Source organism: Hydrogenophaga palleronii (genome assembly GCF_031457455.1).
Lineage (GTDB): Bacteria > Pseudomonadota > Gammaproteobacteria > Burkholderiales > Burkholderiaceae_C > Hydrogenophaga > Hydrogenophaga palleronii_A.
The window spans coordinates 21,689-37,144 of the sequence record NZ_JAVDWU010000005.1; the positions used below are offsets into that span (position 1 = coordinate 21,689).

Here is a 15,456-nt window from a genome sequence, read left to right on the forward strand (position 1 = left end):
TCGACAACGCCATGGCCACACTCCTTCACGTGCCCGACCTCGCAGCCCCTGCGTCGCCGTCCTGGTCTTCCGACCGGGACGAAACCCTGCGCTGCGTGCAGGTGCGCCAGGAGACACACGACGTCAAAACCTTTGTGCTGGCGGCAGAAGGGCCGCGCAGTTTTCGCTATCTTCCCGGGCAGTTCATCACGCTGGAACTCGAGATCGACGGCAGCAAGATCAACCGCTGCTACACCTTGTCGAGCACGCCCACACGCCCCGATCTTGTGAGCATCACCGTCAAGCGCGTGCCGGGCGGCCCCGTGTCCAACTGGCTGCACGACCACTTCCGGGCAGGCATGTCGCTGGGGGCGATCGGTCCCGCTGGCGTGTTCAGCTGCTTCAGCCATGCGCCCGCGCAGCGCTACCTTTTCCTCTCGGGCGGCAGCGGTGTGACACCGCTGATGTCCATGACCCGCGCCTTGCACGACCTGGGCAGCGATGCCGACATCGTGTTCGTGCACTGCGCGCGCACGCCCGCCGACCTGCTGTTCCCCGAAGAGCTGACCCTGATGGCGCGCAACATGGCGCATCTGCGGCTGGCCTACGTGTGCGACCAACCGCTGCCCGGCAGCGCCTACGCCGGGCATCTCGGGCGCATGGACGCTGCGCGCCTGGCGCACATCGCACCCGACTTCCTGCTGCGCGATGTCTACACCTGTGGCCCCGCGCTCTTCATGGCCGGTGTGCGCGGCCTGCTGGCGGCCTCTGGCTATGACATGCAGCGCTACCGCGAAGAGAGCTTCCTGTTTGAGGCGCTGGATGTGCCGCCACCGCCTGCGGCCGACGCCGGTGCGGCCGGCGCTTCTGACGTGCACCACATCGAACTGCAGAAGACGGGCCAGTCGTTTACCTGTCGCAGTGACCAGACGATTCTCCAGGCCGCCACCGCTGCCGGCTTGCGACTGCCGTCTTCCTGCAGCAGCGGGGTCTGCGGCACCTGCAAAACCAGGAAGGTGTCCGGCCAGGTTCAGATGAACCACGCGGGTGGCATTCGCGCCCGCGAAGTGGATCAGGGCTGGATCCTGCCCTGCTGCAGCAAGCCCACGAGCAATGTCGCACTCGAACGGTGACGGCGGCGCGAGATGTGCCCGGCCATGGACATTGCATGCACCGTCTGTGCCCATGGTGGGGGGCTCCGACGGCATTAGGGGTTCTCCTATGCCCGAAAGCAACCGCTTGAACCACCATCAGCCACCCATAGAGTGGCACGGTGCTTGCTCAGAAGAGCAGCACCGACATACCTAAATAAGAGACCAAGAGACGAGACCCGCGATGCAAAACCCCAAAGTCAGTGTTCGAAATCTTTACAAGATCTTCGGACGAAATATTTCAGAGGCCGAGAAGTTGCTGGCAGAGGGCCTCAGCAAAGACGAGGTGTTTGCTCGAACCGGGCACGTCGTCGGCGTCAACAACGTCAGCTTTGATGTGGCACCTGGCGAAATCTATGTGTTGATGGGGTTGTCGGGGTCGGGCAAGTCCACCTTGATCCGGCTCATCAACCGCTTGGTGGAGCCGTCCTCCGGAACGATCAACATCGACGGCGAGAACATTGCTGCGTTGCCGCAGAGTGAACTGGTCAAGTGGCGGCGCCGACGGGTGGCGATGGTGTTCCAGTCGTTTGCGTTGATGCCGCACCGCAATGTGCTGGACAACGCCGCCTTCGGCCTGGAGATGGCGGGCGCGCCGCGCAAGGCGCGCGAGGCACGCGCCATGGAGGTCCTGAACCAGGTGGGCCTGGAGACCTACGCGGCCAAGTTCCCCGCGCAGCTGTCCGGGGGCATGCAACAGCGGGTCGGGCTCGCCCGCGCGCTGGCGGTGGACCCCGACATCCTGCTGATGGACGAAGCCTTTTCCGCGCTCGACCCGCTCAAACGGGTGGAGATGCAAGGCCTGATGCTTGACCTGCAGAGCAAGCAGCAACGAACCGTGCTGTTCGTCTCCCACGACCTGGAAGAGGCCTTGCGCATTGGCACGCGCATCGCCATCATGGAAGGCGGCAACTTGGTGCAGGAAGGCACGCCCCATGAAATCATCACCCGGCCAGCGAACGACTACGTGCGCAGGTTCTTTAAAGGGGTGGACACCTCGCGCTACCTCACCGCTGCCGACCTGCTGGACCCCGGGCTGAACGGCCACGCCTACAACGGCGGGCCGCGCCTGGCCGCCCACACCACCTTGCCCGATGCGATGAAGATCGTGTTGAGCATCGATCAACCGGTGGGCGTGTTCGATGCCACCGACCGTTTGCTGGGCTCCATTTCTGCCCGCAGCTTGCTCGTCAAAATGGCTCAGGAGGCCCGCCATGTCTGATCTGCTGACTCGGGTCACCGAGGCTTCCAGCGACCTGCTTCCCCTGGGCGAGTGGGTCAACGCCGGCGTGCAGCTTCTGCTGGACAACGGCGCTGCGGTGTTCGACGCCATTGGCGTGGTGGTGGAGCGCTTTGCCCACTGGGTGGAGATCGGCCTGCTGTCCTTGCCATTCTGGTTGGTCATCCTGGTGGCCGTGGGCGTGGGCGCGCGCCGCCTGGGCTGGAAGTTCGGGCTGTTCGTGGCCCTGGCGCTGACGCTGATCGTGGTCACCGGCTTCTGGCTGCAAACCATGGTCACGTTGGCACTGACACTCTCGGCCACCACCATCAGCCTCATCTTCGGCATACCGCTGGGGATCTGGTGTGCGCGCGCCGGGCGTGTGAACGCCGTCGTCCGGCCCTTGCTGGACTTCATGCAGACCATGCCCGCCTTCGTGTACCTCATCCCGGCGGCCATGCTGTTTGGTCTGGGCCGGGTGCCCGGCATCATCGCCACCGTGATCTTCGCCATGCCACCCGTGGTGCGCCTGACCAGCCTGGGCATCCGCCAGGTGAGCGCCGAACAGGTGGAAGCGGGCAACGCGTTTGGCTGCACCTCCACCCAGCTGTTGTTCAAGGTGCAACTGCCGATCGCCATGCCCACCATCATGGCCGGCGTCAACCAGACCATCATGATGGCGCTGTCGATGGTCATCATCGCTTCCATGGTGGGCGCCGGGGGCCTGGGCAACGATGTGCTCTCCAGCATCCAGCGGCTCGATATCGGCCTGGGCTTCGAGAGCGGACTGGCGGTGGTCCTGCTGGCCATCATCCTGGACCGCCTCACCGAGAGCTTTGGTGCCGCCCGAGAGAACAACAAGAGCTGACGATCCATCGGAGCGACCCATGCCACGCACCCCCGCCGATTCCCAGCCTCCGTCTGCCGCCACGGGCGGCAAGCTCTACAAGTCCCAAGGGGAGACGGTCCACATCGGGTTCATCCTGCTGAACAACTACTCGATGATTGCGTTTGCCAATGCGGTGGAGACGCTGCGCATGGCGAACTACATCAGCCGGCGATCGCTGTACCGATGGACCGCCGTGGCGCCGGATCAGTCATCTGCCGTGGCCAGCAATGGCCTGGCCGTGCACGGTCTGGGCGATCTGGCCGAACTGGCGCAGTGCGACATCGTCTTTGTCTGTGGCGGCATCAACATCCGCCAGGAGACCAACGACGCGGTGCGGCGGCTGTTGCGCCAATGCATGGCCAACGGGACTGTCATGGGTGCGCTGTGCACAGGCTCTTTTGCGCTGGCCAGCGCAGGTCTGCTCGACGGCTACCGGTGCGCCATCCATTGGGAAAACCTGGCCGCCATCAGCGAGGAGTTTCCCAAGGTCCGGTTTGCACCCGAGGTGTTCATCATCGACCGCGACCGCTTCACCTGTTCGGGCGGCACGGCCCCCTTGCATCTGATGCTGCACCTGATACGCGACCGGCACGGCGCCAAGCTGGTGAGGGACATCTCCGAGCAGTTCATCGTGGAGCGCCTGCGTGCCGACAACGACCGGCAGCGCATCCCGCAACCCGAGTGCATCGGCCCAGGCTACCAGCATCTGACCGATGCCGCCGAAATCATGGCGGTCAACATCGAAGACCCATTGCCCCTGGCCGAACTTGCCAGCGCGGTGGGACTGTCGCTCCGCCAGCTGGAGCGCCTGTTTCACCGCTACTTCAGCATCAACCCCGCGCAGTACTACCTGAACCTGCGACTGCGTCGCGCCCAGGAGTTGCTGACGCACAGCAGCCAGCCCATCATGCAGGTGACGGTGGCCTGTGGCTTTCAGTCGTCGTCGCATTTCTGCAAGGCCTACCGCAGCCTGTTCGGGCACGCGCCGAGCGAAGAGCGCCGCCGCCAGGTGACCGACGCCGCCGCACGACCGGTGCCGCCGCGCAAGCGCCGGGCCAACCTGGTCCGCGTGGCTTGAGTGAGAGGCTGAGAGTCTTTCGCTCCTACCTGCTCACCACGCCCAAGCGCACCCACTCTGAGTTGCAAATGCGCGCCATAGCGCAAGCTATGGCTGTGCTTTGCGCCTTGATTGGGCACGCTTGGGCGCGTTGCTCGGGCATGCTCGAAAAACGCCCAGCCTCTGAGCCGCCGCTGCAATACAACTCCGCGTCGCTCTGAGCAAAGTCCCGCCACCGCAATCTGTGAAAGTGCGGTGGTGCTGTCACGACACCGAGCCTCCAAATGGCCTGACTTGAACGTGGCAACACATGCCTGAAATCTCAGGCATTCAAGCCATTGCAAGCCATACGAAGGAGACTCCCATGTCAGAAAATCGCGGCGTCGTGTACCTGGGCCAGGGCCATGTCGAGGTGCAGTCCATCCCCTTTCCCAAACTGGTGAATCCGCTGGGCGCCACGGCCCAGCACGGCGTGATCCTCAAGGTGCTCACCACCAACATCTGCGGCTCTGACCAGCACATGGTGCGAGGCCGGACCACCGCGCCGGCCGGACTGGTGCTGGGCCACGAGATCACCGGCGAAGTCTTGGAAGTGGGGCGCGACGTGGAGACACTGCAGCGCGGCGATATCGTGTCGGTTCCGTTCAACGTGGCCTGCGGGCGTTGCCGCACCTGCAAGGAGCAGCACACCGGTGTGTGTCTGAGTGTCAACCCCTCTCGTGCGGGTGGCGCCTACGGCTATGTCGACATGGGTGGCTGGATCGGTGGACAGGCCGAGTACGTCATGGTGCCGTATGCCGACTTCAACCTGCTGAAGTTCCCTGACCGCGCGCAGGCGGTCGAAAAGATCCGCGATCTGACCTGCCTGTCCGACATCCTGCCCACCGGCTTCCACGGCGCTGTGACGGCCGGGGTCGGCCCCGGCAGCACGGTGTATGTGGCGGGTGCCGGGCCGGTGGGATTGGCCGCCGCCGCATCGGCACGCTTGCTGGGGGCGGCGGTGGTCATCGTGGGCGACGTCAATCCGGCCCGCCTGGACCATGCCCGCAGCGTCGGCTTCGAAACGGTGGATCTGTCGCAGGACGCCTCCCTGGGCGATCAGATCGCACAGATCCTGGGTACATCGGAAGTGGACTGCGCGGTGGACGCCGTGGGCTTTGAAGCGCGTGGCCATGGCCATGCGGGCTCGCAGGAAGAAGCCCCTGCCACGGTGCTCAACTCCTTGATGGAGGTCACGCGCGCGGCCGGCAAGATCGGCATTCCGGGCCTGTATGTCACGGAAGACCCGGGCGCGGTGGACAAGGCCGCCAAACAAGGCTCGCTCAGCATTCGCCTGGGCCTGGGCTGGGCCAAGTCGCACAGTTTCTTCACCGGCCAGACGCCCGTCATGAAATACAACCGCGCGCTCATGCAGGCCATTCTGTGGGACCGCATCAAGATCGCCGATGTGGTGGGCGTGCAGGTGATCTCGCTCGACGACGCCCCCCAGGGCTATGCCCAGTTCGACGCCGGGGCGCCGAAGAAATTTGTCATTGATCCGCACCAGCAACTGAAGCTGGCTGCCTGATCTTCTCCTCTCCACCTACCGTGTCGCACCAGGCGAAGGCCTCGTGCGACACGGGTGGCTGTGCCCCCAACCCTTTCTCCCTCGTGACCATGAAATCGGAACCCAACAGCCATTACTGCCTGAACCTGGCCTGCGGCAGCGCGCAAGGGCAGGTCGCCGCCGTCTCGGCATTGCTGGATAGGCACGGGGCGTACATCGAACAGTTCTCCGTGTTCGACGACCACACCACCCAGCGGTTTTTTGTGCGGGGTGTGTTCAGCCTGCAAAGTCCGGTGGAGGAACTGCGCAAGGCATTCGGCGAACTGGCGCAGCGTTTTCCGCAGGCGCAGTGGCAGGTGCACGACCTGGAGCATCGCACCCGAGTGCTGATCATGGTGTCCAAGTTCGACCACTGCCTGCGCGAGCTGATCGCGCAGTGGCGGCGCGGCGAACTGAACATGGACATCGTGGCCATTGCCTCCAACCACCCCGACCTTGCACCCCTGGCCGAAGCCGAAGGCCTGCCTTTCCATCACCTGTCCATCAGCGCGGAAACCAAGCCCCAGCAGGAACAGAAGCTGCGGCAGCTGATCGCGGACACCGGGGCCGAATTCGTGGTGCTGGCGCGCTACATGCAAGTGCTGTCGGAAGAGCTGTGCGAGGAACTGCATGGCCGCGTCATCAACATTCACCATTCGTTCCTGCCCGGCTTCAAGGGCGGCAGGCCCTACCAGCAAGCCCACGATCGCGGGGTCAAGCTCATTGGCGCCACCGCCCACTTTGCCACGCCCGACCTCGACGAAGGCCCGATCATCGAACAGTCGCTCGAACGCGTGGACCACGCCGACACACCACAAGACCTCGCCCAGGCCGGGCGTCTGGTGGAAAGCCTGGTGCTGTCGCGGGCGCTGCGCTTCATCCTGCAGCGGCGTGTCTTCATCAACGGCATGAAAACCGTGGTGTTGCGCTAAGAGGCTGAGCGTCTTTCCGATCCACCCCGAGCGCAGGGGCGACCCACACATTTCCACCTATGGCAGTCAGTGTTTTTGACATCTTCAAGATCGGCATCGGACCCAGCAGCTCGCACACGGTGGGACCGATGCGCGCCGCGCGGCTGTTCACCGAACGCCTGACGCACCAGGGGCTGATGGCGGCGTGTGCGCGCGTCGAGGTCAAACTCTATGGTTCACTGGGATCGACCGGCAAAGGCCACGGCACCGACAAGGCCGTGCTGCTGGGCCTGGAAGGCCACGATCCGGAAGACGTGGATGTGGAAGCCATCCCGGACATGCTGGAGGCGATCCGATCGGGTGGCCAGCTGCGCCTGGCGGGCCGGCATGCCGTGGCCTTCAAGGAAAAGGATCACCTGACTTTCTACCGCAAGGAGACCCTGCCGTTTCATCCCAACGGTATGCGCTGCATCGCCTTCGACGCGGCCGGCACGGAGCTGTTGAACCGCTGCTACTACTCGGTGGGTGGTGGCTTCGTGGTCAGCGACGAAGTGGTCGCCGACGGCAGCAAACAAAAGGTGCTGACCCCAGACGTGACCGTGCTGCCGTACCCCTTTCATTGCGGCGATGAGCTCATGCAGCAATGCAAGACCGCCGGCATCTCCATCGCCGAACTGATGCGCCGCAACGAACGGCACTGGCGCAGCGATGCCGAAATCGACGCTGGTCTGCACAAGATCTGGACCGTGATGCAGGCCTGCGTGGAGCGCGGCTGCCGTACCCAGGGCGTGCTGCCCGGCGGCTTCAAGATCAAGCGTCGCGCGGCGGACCTGCACCGGAAACTGCGCTCCAATCCGGAGGCCTCGCTCCGCGATCCATTGCAGGTGCTGGACTGGGTCAACCTCTATGCCTTGGCGGTGAACGAGGAGAATGCGGCTGGCGGGCGCGTGGTCACGGCACCCACGAACGGCGCGGCGGGCATCGTGCCGGCGGTGCTGCACTACTACATGCGCTTTGTCGCCACCTCCACGCCCAGCGGCGCGGCCGACTTCCTGCTGACCGCCGCCGCCATCGGCATGCTCTACAAGGAGAACGCCTCGATCTCCGGTGCGGAAGTCGGTTGCCAGGGCGAGGTCGGCGTGGCGTGTTCCATGGCGGCCGCGGCCTTGTGCGCGGTCATGGGCGGCACACCCGAGCAGGTGGAAAACGCCGCCGAGATTGGTATGGAACACCATCTGGGCCTGACCTGCGACCCGGTCGGCGGGCTGGTGCAGATCCCCTGCATCGAACGCAACGCGATCGCCTCCGTCAAAGCCATCAACGCCGCGCGCATGGCTCTCAATGGCGATGGCACCCATCACGTAAGCCTGGACAAGGTCATCAAGACCATGCGCGAAACCGGCGCCGACATGATGACCAAGTACAAGGAAACGGCGCGTGGTGGCCTGGCGGTCAACATCGTTGAATGCTGAACCCCAGCGCTTGAAACCCGATTGCAGCTTGATCGACCCATGACACATCGGTCCAGATGGACGGCTCGCGTCGAATCCCTGCAGACCAGCCTGCGCGTTGGCATTTATCCGCATGAGCTCGAAGCGCAGCCGATTCTTGTGAGCCTGCGCATCAGTGGCCTGGCTCAGACCTGTCCTTCCGCGCTGACGCAGTGTTTCGATTACGAGCCGATCTGCCGATGGATGCTTGAAGAGTGGCCGCTGAGCGAGCACACGCCGTTGCTGGAAACGCGCCTGAATGAAGTACTGAGTCGCGCCTTCGCGGATGAGCGGGTCACGGATGTGTGGGTCGGCTTGTACAAAACCCAGGCCATTCCCATGGCGCGGTTTGTAGGACTGGAGCGCGACGTCACGCGACTTCAGTTTGAATCGCAGTGAGCACGTGCCTTTCGCCGCTGCCCCGGTAGTGGGGTTCGCTTCTCTGGCGAGGGCCGCCGCACCCAATAGGCCGGTGCGAATAGGCTGGACCCGCCCGTCCTGCTGGGAGGTGGCCGCCGCCACCACGTGCTGGGTCCCGAGGTGTCGCAATACCGTTGGTTCACGTCGCTGCAGGGCAATGGCGCGGCCATGGCTTCCCTAGCATTCCGCTGGCTTCCCGTGCTTTCACACAACCCAACTCAATGACGGAGACAAAAATGACCCACCTGTTCAAGTCGCTTGCCATTCCCTGCAGCGTCGCTGCGCTACTGCTCACAGCAATGTCGGCGCACGCACAATCGTCTGTCACCATCTCGGGACTGGTCGATGTCGGCGTGTACCGCGGCTTTGACAAGACCACCCAGCTGGGCACCATCCAACGCAGCAACATCGCGTTCAACGGCGTCGAGGACCTTGGCGGCGGCCTGGCTGCCACGTTCAAGCTGTCGCATCGCTTTGATCTGGACACTGGCCTGCAGGAAGGCGTGGGAGCCAAGCCGTTCTGGCATGGCGAGTCGACGGTCGGTGTGAAGGGCGCGTGGGGCAGCGTGCGACTCGGCCGCGCGCTGGACGCGGTCTGGGCCAATGACTGGGCCTACGACCCCTGGTACAACTTCAACCGGATCGCGTCGCCAGCGTGGCAGTACTGGCACTACAACTACACGAGCGATCGCACCAGCAACAACGGTTCACCCGAGTACGGCCGGCTGTCCAACGGCGTCTTCTACGACTCCCCCAGCTTCGGCGGCTTCGCCTTCCACCTCAGTGGCTCTTTTGAAGACTCCATCGGGCCGGATGGCGGCACCAGCAACAACCTTGGGCTTTCGCTGAACTACGACAAGGGACCGATCTCGGCGATGCTGGCCCACTCGAAGAACAGCAGCGAAGACACCGTCACCTTCGTGGGTGGCAAGTACACCGTCGGCGCCTGGTCGGTGATGGGTGCCTACGACAGAAGCAAGTTCGAAGGCGCGGTCGACGCCATCGCCAAGGTCTATACCGTGGGCACGGCCTACCGGCTCGGGGCTGCGGAATTCAAGCTTGGCTTCGGCCGGCTGGACGCAAGCGGGGCCAAATCCAAGTTCCTGGGGGTGGGCGCTGATTACTGGCTGTCCAAGCGCACCAGTGTCTACGTGAGCGCGGGCCGCAATAACCCGAGTGAGGGGGCCAGCACCACCGCTTACGGCGTCGGCCTGGCCCACAGCTTCTGATCTCTAGAGGGGCCGCCTCCTCAGGGTTGCGAAATACCGGCAAGGGCTTCGGCGGATGTCTCGATGTGCTCTGCTTCCACAGCAAAATCGCCCAGCGAGACAATGCCCACCAGGCGCTTGTCGCGGTTGACCACGGGCAGGCGTCGGATCTGGCAATCGCTCATCTTGCGTGCACCATCTTCGACAGTGTCGTCCTCAAAGCACCACACCACCGACTCGGACATCACCTCGCGCACCGGCGTGTCGCAAGACTTGTTCTCCGCGACCGCCCGAACCGCAATGTCGCGGTCCGTCAGTGTGCCGATCATGCGGTCGTTCTCACCGACGGGCAGCATTCCAAAATTCTCGTCACGCATGAGCCTTGCGGCCTCCATGAGGCTCGAGTCGGGGCCAACCACGAAAACGTCACGATTCATCACGTCTTTGAGCTGTTGCATCGTTCTCTCCTGATGGGTTGCATTCAAAGGTCAGAGCCCGGCGGACTGATCGCTGTCCTTCTGCGGGTCTGCGGGGCGCTGAGCGGGCGTTTGCTCAGAGGTGGTGTTGTTCGGTGGTGCGCCGCGTCCGGGGCGCTGGGTCTGGCTTTGCCAATGCTGGTTAGCACGGCCCTGTTCCATCTGGCGGGCAGCTTTCTGAAGCTCCTGTGAGATGTCTGTCATGGCGTTCTCCTGATTCGTTGCAAGTGCCTGTGCTCGCGTTCGGCCACAGGGCTGTTCCAACGGCAAGGTGCATGCCCATGAACGAGCGCCATGGCTGCGGGTCATGAAGGGGCCGGCCTATGTGCCGACGCTTGCCCTCTGCCTGATGAGATGGCGCCGCTGTCCATCGCTGCGCGCCCAGGCTTCCGCAGACCGATGGCTTGCGAGGCACACGTGTGAGTAAGGCTTGCTGTAATTCCTTCGGTAAGAAAACCTGCCGCGCAAACTCCTAGGGGCCCGTCGCCGCATCGTCGTCGTCTTCCTCGGCATCCTCGCCCTCGCCCTCGCCCTCGCCCTCGTCCTCGAACAGCGCATCGCTGGTGTCAGTGTCTTCAATGAATGCCACATCGGCGTCTTCGTCCGCCTCTTCCATGACTTCGGGGTTGATCACCTGATCAACGCCGATGTCCCAACCATCCGGTTTGCCACCATCGGCACCCGCGCTGCGGCGCTCGCCGGTGCCAGCGGCGTCGTCTGCGGAGTCCAGCGTCTCGGGTGAGGGGCCCAAGGGAGGCTGTTCGTCGCGGAGTGCGACGTCCGTGGGCAGGGCAGGGTCGCCGCCCGTGCTGTCGGAAATACCCATCATGTCGCTGCCGCTGTCGGAGGAGTCCCCCGGGCCCAGGGAAGCGGTGTCGCGGCCTGCGGGTTCCTCACTTGCTCGGCTGGCTCCTTGAATGCTACTGCGTGGCATGGTGTTTCCTTTCTGGTCTTCGGGTCAAAGCGCCCAAGGGGCTGGCCGCTGATTCGAAGCGCCGGCTGGCCCGTCGGTTGTACCCTTTACGCACGTTGGCGAGTGCGTCCTTCACATCGGCAAGGGCCATGCCCGGCGGCCGGGCCCCGGGCGCCGGCATGCTACTGGCGGGCGTCCTGTGGTTGCTCGCCCTGTGGTTCTTCCGCGTGCCGCCCGTGGTTGGGGTCGTGCTCCAGCAACCGCGCCAGCCAGCGGGTGGACTTGCCATACTTGCAGAAGATGACGAAGCCGACCGTGATCGGGATGCCCATCAATGCCCCGGGAATGCCCCAGATCCAGCCCCAGAAGATCACGGAAAGAAACAGGACAAAGGGCGATACCGACAGGATGCGTCCTTCCATTCGGGGATCGACATAATTGCCCAGAAAGAGCTGAATGCAGGTCAGCCCGGCCAGCACGGTGAACCCCATCCAGGGCTCAGGGTGCAGGAGGGCAATCAGCACCGGAGGCACCACGGCCACGATGGAGCCCAACATGGGGATGAAGTTGAGCAAGAAGGTCAGCATCCCCCAGACGCCGGCGAACTCCAGGCCCACGGCCCATGTGAAGACCCATGTCGCCAACCCGGTCAAGGCACTGATCACCGTGCGCACCAGCATGTAGCGACTCATCACGCTGGCCCATTCCTGGGTCGCATCGAGCACCAGCCTCGCCGTGGCGGGGCGCAGAGCGCCCCGCACCCGGTCGGCCAGGCCACGGCTTTCGATCAGCCCCAACACCAGGAAGGTGGCGGTCAGAACGATCAGACCGAGCAGGCCATAGACGCTTCTGAAGACGCTCGGCACCCAGCCCACCAGCCAGTCGACCACAGCCTCCACTTCGAAATTCTTTTCCGGACCCGGAACGGCCTCTTGCAAGTCGGCCAGACGGTTGCGCCACTGAGTAAGCAAACGATCGAGCTGGGGGCCGTACTCAGGTGCCTGCGTCACCACTGCCTGCCCCAACCAGTAGAGCAGCAACAGGAACAGGCCCGTGACGCAGCCCACAGCCAGCAGTGTGAGCAGATTGGCCGGCCCGGTACGCATGCCGCGTGCCTGCAATTTCCGCTGCAGTGGAAGCGCCAACATCAGCGTGAAGCCTGCCAGGGCGACCGGTACGCTGACCACCACGGTCAGGCGCATCACCGTCACCGCCAGCACGAACAGGAAAACGACGAGCGCGATGCGAAGAAGGCGGCTGGTAAGGTCAGGCATGGCGTGCTGTGCGGTGGGGCGGGATGTGGGTCGTCAGCTGCCATGCGCCGTCCTGGCAATCTCCGTGCCCAGTCCCACGCAGCCTCCTTGGGTTGACGCTTACAGCCGCTTCGCATGTTCATCACGCATGTGCCGCCCTTCGCCGACCCGCATCGTGGCACCGACGCTGTCCTGGCACGCCAGGATCTCGATGGCGAGCAGCCGGTCGGCGGTCGCGACAATCATTGAGCCGGAAAGAAATGCGTCGAGCAGGGGATGGCGCCAGTCAACTCAGCGCGCTCCCTGGCCCTGATTCATGCTTTGCTGCGCCGTGTTCATGGCGGGGTCGCGGCAATTGGCGTACCCATCCCGCCGACAGCGGCTTCAGGGGAAAGAAAACAGGGCTGAAGTTCTGCGGTCCAGCCTTGGTGCTGCGGGTGTTGCGCGGGGGGCTATGCGCTGGCGGCGGAAGAGGGCCCCAGCGTGGGCTCGATCCGAGGCCCGTCCGTCAGCGGGACGGGGTGCATGCCCGGCGCCGGGTACGGCCTGTCGGCGCGGGGAGCGTACGCGTCGCCGTAGCCATAACCGTAGCCGCCGTAATAGGCCGCGTAGCTGTAGGTGCCGGCGTGCTCTTTTCGAGCGTGCGTGAGCACGATGCCCATGGGTACCAGGCCCGCATTGCGCAGGCGACGCAGTGCGTCGTGGATGGTGTCCTTGCGCGTACCGCCCGCCTTCACGGCAAACACGATGTTCTCGATCTGGTTGCCCAGCACGATGGCATCGGCGAGCCCCAACAGCGGAGGCCCGTCGATCACGATCTGGGTGTAGCCCATGTCCTGCGCCTTCTCCAGCAGCAGGCTCAGCTTGGAACCCATCAGCAGCTCCACCGGATCGGGTGGAACCGGGCCCGCCGTGATGACGGACAGATTGGGAATCGAGGTTTCCTGGATCAATCCGTCGCTGCTGCGGTCGCTGCGAAGCAGGTTGGACAGGCCACGCTCGTTGGAGACCTGGAGCATCTGGTGCAGACCACCTTTGCGCATGTCGGCGTCGATCAGCAGCACCTTTTGGCCCAGCTGGGCGAAGTTGATGGCCAGCGCAAGCGCCGTGGTGGTCTTGCCCTCGCCTTTGCCACAGCTTGTCACCATGAAACGCTGGGGCGCGCCACCGGCCGTGCTGAACTGCAGCGCCGTGCGGATGGAACGGTAGGCTTCGGCAAAGATGCTGCGGGGATCGCGGTGCGCCAGCATGGCGACGGCGTTGTTGCGCACCCCCATCTGGCTGGTGTACGGGATCAGGCCCAGCAGGGGCAGGCGGTAGCGGCTTTCGATCTCATTGGCGTTCTTCACGGAGTCGTCCATCTGCTCGCGCACCAGCGCCGCCAGCATGCCCAGGAACAGGCCCAGCATCACACCCAGGCCGATATTGACCTTGGTGTTGGGTTTGGCTGGAAACAGCGGCACCTTCGCTTCGTCCACGATGCTCACGTTGTTGGTGGTGATGCCCGCTGTCACGCTCACCTCCTTCAGACGCTGCAGCAGGCTGTCATACACCTGTCGGTTGGAGTCCAGTTCGCGGCTCAGCAGGTTCATGTCAACGCTGCGGTCCTGCACGGTGAGAACCTCGCTGCGGGTACTGGCCACCCGGGCCTTGAGCTGCTCTTCGGCATTTTTGGCAGAGATGTATTGGCCGCGCACGCTGTTCAGGATATTGCCAATTTCCTTCTTGATGTGTCCCTCCAGATCGGCAATCTGGGCCCGTGCCTGCACCATGGTGGGGTAGTCGGGTTTGTAGACGGCCAGGTCCCTGGCGTATTCGGCCTCCAGTTGAGCGCGCTGTACCTTGTAGGAGCGAATGGCTTCGTTGCTCACCGCCTGAGGCGCGCTTTCAGGGTCGAGCTTCACCTGGTTGTACAACGTCTCGGCCCTGATGCGGTCTTGCTCCGCCTTGGCCAGCGCAGCCGAAAAGTCCACGAAAGTCTGGGTGGCCGCGCTGCCTTTTTCGCCCAGGTTCAGGATCTCGTTTTTCTTCGCGTAGTCGTTGATGACGCGCTCGCTTTCTTCCAGCTTGGCCTTGGTCTGGCGGATCTGCTCCTCCAGGTACTGGCGCGCGTAGAGTGACGATCCCACCTTGCGTTCGATGTTGCTGGCAATGAAGGCCTTGGCCGTGGCGTTGGCAATGCGCGCGGCCTGCTCCGGGTCGGGGTTGAGCACCCCGACCCTGACCAGACGCGAATTGCGAACGGGCTCCACCCGGAGGCCTTGTTCAAACCGTGCCAAGGCATCCGTTCGGCTGATGGCACCCGTTTCGGCCGCGGGTGTCGTCAGCCGCGCGCGCGCGTTGCCCCACCATTGGAGCGTCTTCGTCAATGCCTGGTCCACGGGTGCGATGCCGGTCCAGTCGACGGCGACGCTGGTGCCGGGTTCGTCGGGCGAGGCGGCGGAGGCAGCGGCAGACGCATCGACGGGCGTGGCGGGTTGGTACAGGCCCATTTCATCGATCACCCGCTCTGCCAGGCTGCGGCTCTTGATCAACGCGATTTGCGTGCTGAACCGCAATTGTTCGGTCAGTGGGGCCTCGTCAACCTCCACTTCGGTGTTGAAGCCCACCACCTTCTGCGCGGTGCGGTCGATCTGCAGCAACGCCGAGCTGTAGTACTGCGGGGTGGTTCGCATCGTGTACACCACGGCGGCCACGGTGCACAGCGTGGTGATGACCACGATGGTCCACTTGTGTTTGACCAGGGCGCGCCAGATGGTCTTGAGGTCGATACGTTCATCGGCCAGTGCCACGGTTTCGCCCCGGGGCAGCATCTGCGGTGAAGGGGCACGATCCCGGCGCAGGGCCAGCGCGCCCCGGGGGCCGGGAACGGCTGGATATGGGTGTGTGTCGTTGGAGGACATGG

The 15,456-nt window shown here is 64.1% G+C and carries 15 protein-coding genes; 9 read left to right on the plus strand and 6 right to left on the minus strand.

Annotated features, from left to right (window positions below; genetic code table 11):
• Nucleotides 1–11 precede the first annotated feature (11 nt).
• The 9 genes from J2W49_RS12735 to J2W49_RS12775 all read left to right on the plus strand — a co-directional run bounded on the left by J2W49_RS12735 (nt 12) and on the right by J2W49_RS12775 (nt 9,930).
• Entirely contained in the window at nt 12–1,112 is a 1,101-nt protein-coding gene (locus J2W49_RS12735; RefSeq protein ID WP_310316398.1) for an FAD-binding oxidoreductase, read from the plus strand.
• Between the two features lie 202 nt (nt 1,113–1,314).
• Nucleotides 1,315–2,352, plus strand: a complete 1,038-nt coding sequence (locus J2W49_RS12740) for a quaternary amine ABC transporter ATP-binding protein (RefSeq protein WP_310316401.1) — start codon at nt 1,315–1,317, stop codon at nt 2,350–2,352.
• Nucleotides 2,345–3,217, plus strand: coding sequence for an ABC transporter permease (locus J2W49_RS12745; protein WP_310316404.1), 873 nt, complete (start codon nt 2,345–2,347; stop codon nt 3,215–3,217). Before J2W49_RS12740 ends, J2W49_RS12745 begins: the two co-directional genes overlap by 8 nt.
• A 19-nt stretch (nt 3,218–3,236) precedes the next feature.
• Nucleotides 3,237–4,316 (plus strand): GlxA family transcriptional regulator, encoded by a 1,080-nt coding sequence (locus J2W49_RS12750; RefSeq protein WP_310316407.1) that lies wholly within the window; start codon nt 3,237–3,239, stop codon nt 4,314–4,316.
• 343 nt (nt 4,317–4,659) lie between these two features.
• Nucleotides 4,660–5,862 (plus strand): formaldehyde dehydrogenase, glutathione-independent, encoded by a 1,203-nt coding sequence (fdhA, locus tag J2W49_RS12755; RefSeq protein ID WP_310316409.1) that lies wholly within the window; start codon nt 4,660–4,662, stop codon nt 5,860–5,862.
• Between the two features lie 89 nt (nt 5,863–5,951).
• Nucleotides 5,952–6,812, plus strand: coding sequence for a formyltetrahydrofolate deformylase (gene purU / locus J2W49_RS12760; protein ID WP_310316412.1), 861 nt, complete (start codon nt 5,952–5,954; stop codon nt 6,810–6,812).
• Nucleotides 6,813–6,871: 59 nt separating this feature from the next.
• Nucleotides 6,872–8,263, plus strand: a complete 1,392-nt coding sequence (locus J2W49_RS12765) for an L-serine ammonia-lyase (RefSeq protein ID WP_310316415.1) — start codon at nt 6,872–6,874, stop codon at nt 8,261–8,263.
• A gap of 39 nt (nt 8,264–8,302) precedes the next feature.
• Nucleotides 8,303–8,680 (plus strand): hypothetical protein, encoded by a 378-nt coding sequence (locus J2W49_RS12770; RefSeq protein WP_310316418.1) that lies wholly within the window; start codon nt 8,303–8,305, stop codon nt 8,678–8,680.
• Between the two features lie 257 nt (nt 8,681–8,937).
• Nucleotides 8,938–9,930, plus strand: a complete 993-nt coding sequence (locus J2W49_RS12775) for a porin (protein WP_310316421.1) — start codon at nt 8,938–8,940, stop codon at nt 9,928–9,930.
• Nucleotides 9,931–9,950: 20 nt separating this feature from the next.
• On the opposite strand, the gene J2W49_RS12780 is transcribed toward J2W49_RS12775, so the two are convergent.
• The 6 genes from J2W49_RS12780 to J2W49_RS12805 all read right to left on the minus strand — a co-directional run bounded on the left by J2W49_RS12780 (nt 9,951) and on the right by J2W49_RS12805 (nt 15,454).
• Nucleotides 9,951–10,367 carry a CBS domain-containing protein gene (locus tag J2W49_RS12780; protein ID WP_310316423.1) on the minus strand — a complete coding sequence of 139 codons (417 nt, stop codon included), beginning with the start codon at nt 10,365–10,367 and terminating at the stop codon, nt 9,951–9,953.
• Nucleotides 10,368–10,397: 30 nt separating this feature from the next.
• The gene (locus J2W49_RS12785; RefSeq protein WP_310316426.1) at nt 10,398–10,589 is read right to left on the minus strand and encodes a hypothetical protein; all 192 of its coding nucleotides are present in this window, start codon (nt 10,587–10,589) and stop codon (nt 10,398–10,400) included.
• 268 nt (nt 10,590–10,857) lie between these two features.
• Nucleotides 10,858–11,319 (minus strand): hypothetical protein, encoded by a 462-nt coding sequence (locus tag J2W49_RS12790; RefSeq protein WP_310316429.1) that lies wholly within the window; start codon nt 11,317–11,319, stop codon nt 10,858–10,860.
• A 161-nt stretch (nt 11,320–11,480) separates the two neighbouring features.
• Nucleotides 11,481–12,572: an AI-2E family transporter gene (locus J2W49_RS12795; RefSeq protein WP_310316432.1), complete on the minus strand. Its 1,092-nt coding sequence runs from the start codon at nt 12,570–12,572 to the stop codon at nt 11,481–11,483.
• A gap of 99 nt (nt 12,573–12,671) precedes the next feature.
• Complete coding sequence (locus J2W49_RS12800; RefSeq protein WP_310316435.1) at nt 12,672–12,797, minus strand: hypothetical protein; 126 nt, start codon at nt 12,795–12,797, stop codon at nt 12,672–12,674.
• 206 nt (nt 12,798–13,003) lie between these two features.
• A complete protein-coding gene (locus J2W49_RS12805; protein ID WP_310316438.1) occupies nt 13,004–15,454 on the minus strand; it encodes a GumC family protein in 2,451 nt (816 codons plus the stop codon).
• Between the last annotated feature and the right edge of the window lie 2 nt (nt 15,455–15,456).

Excerpts from the sequence above, each read along its gene's own strand:
- J2W49_RS12795 (WP_310316432.1), bottom strand. The coding sequence starts at position 12,572 with ATGCCTGACCTTACCAGCCGCCTTCTTCGCATCGCGCTCGTCGTTTTC.
- J2W49_RS12765 (WP_310316415.1), top strand. The coding sequence starts at position 6,872 with ATGGCAGTCAGTGTTTTTGACATCTTCAAGATCGGCATCGGACCCAGC.
- J2W49_RS12750 (WP_310316407.1), top strand. The coding sequence starts at position 3,237 with ATGCCACGCACCCCCGCCGATTCCCAGCCTCCGTCTGCCGCCACGGGC.
- purU (WP_310316412.1), top strand. The coding sequence starts at position 5,952 with ATGAAATCGGAACCCAACAGCCATTACTGCCTGAACCTGGCCTGCGGC.
- J2W49_RS12740 (WP_310316401.1), top strand. The coding sequence starts at position 1,315 with ATGCAAAACCCCAAAGTCAGTGTTCGAAATCTTTACAAGATCTTCGGA.
- J2W49_RS12780 (WP_310316423.1), bottom strand. The coding sequence starts at position 10,367 with ATGCAACAGCTCAAAGACGTGATGAATCGTGACGTTTTCGTGGTTGGC.
- J2W49_RS12735 (WP_310316398.1), top strand. The coding sequence starts at position 12 with ATGGCCACACTCCTTCACGTGCCCGACCTCGCAGCCCCTGCGTCGCCG.
- J2W49_RS12800 (WP_310316435.1), bottom strand. The coding sequence starts at position 12,797 with ATGATTGTCGCGACCGCCGACCGGCTGCTCGCCATCGAGATCCTGGCG.
- J2W49_RS12785 (WP_310316426.1), bottom strand. The coding sequence starts at position 10,589 with ATGACAGACATCTCACAGGAGCTTCAGAAAGCTGCCCGCCAGATGGAA.
- fdhA (WP_310316409.1), top strand. The coding sequence starts at position 4,660 with ATGTCAGAAAATCGCGGCGTCGTGTACCTGGGCCAGGGCCATGTCGAG.
- J2W49_RS12745 (WP_310316404.1), top strand. The coding sequence starts at position 2,345 with ATGTCTGATCTGCTGACTCGGGTCACCGAGGCTTCCAGCGACCTGCTT.
- J2W49_RS12775 (WP_310316421.1), top strand. The coding sequence starts at position 8,938 with ATGACCCACCTGTTCAAGTCGCTTGCCATTCCCTGCAGCGTCGCTGCG.
- J2W49_RS12770 (WP_310316418.1), top strand. The coding sequence starts at position 8,303 with ATGACACATCGGTCCAGATGGACGGCTCGCGTCGAATCCCTGCAGACC.
- J2W49_RS12805 (WP_310316438.1), bottom strand. The coding sequence starts at position 15,454 with ATGTCCTCCAACGACACACACCCATATCCAGCCGTTCCCGGCCCCCGG.
- J2W49_RS12790 (WP_310316429.1), bottom strand. The coding sequence starts at position 11,319 with ATGCCACGCAGTAGCATTCAAGGAGCCAGCCGAGCAAGTGAGGAACCC.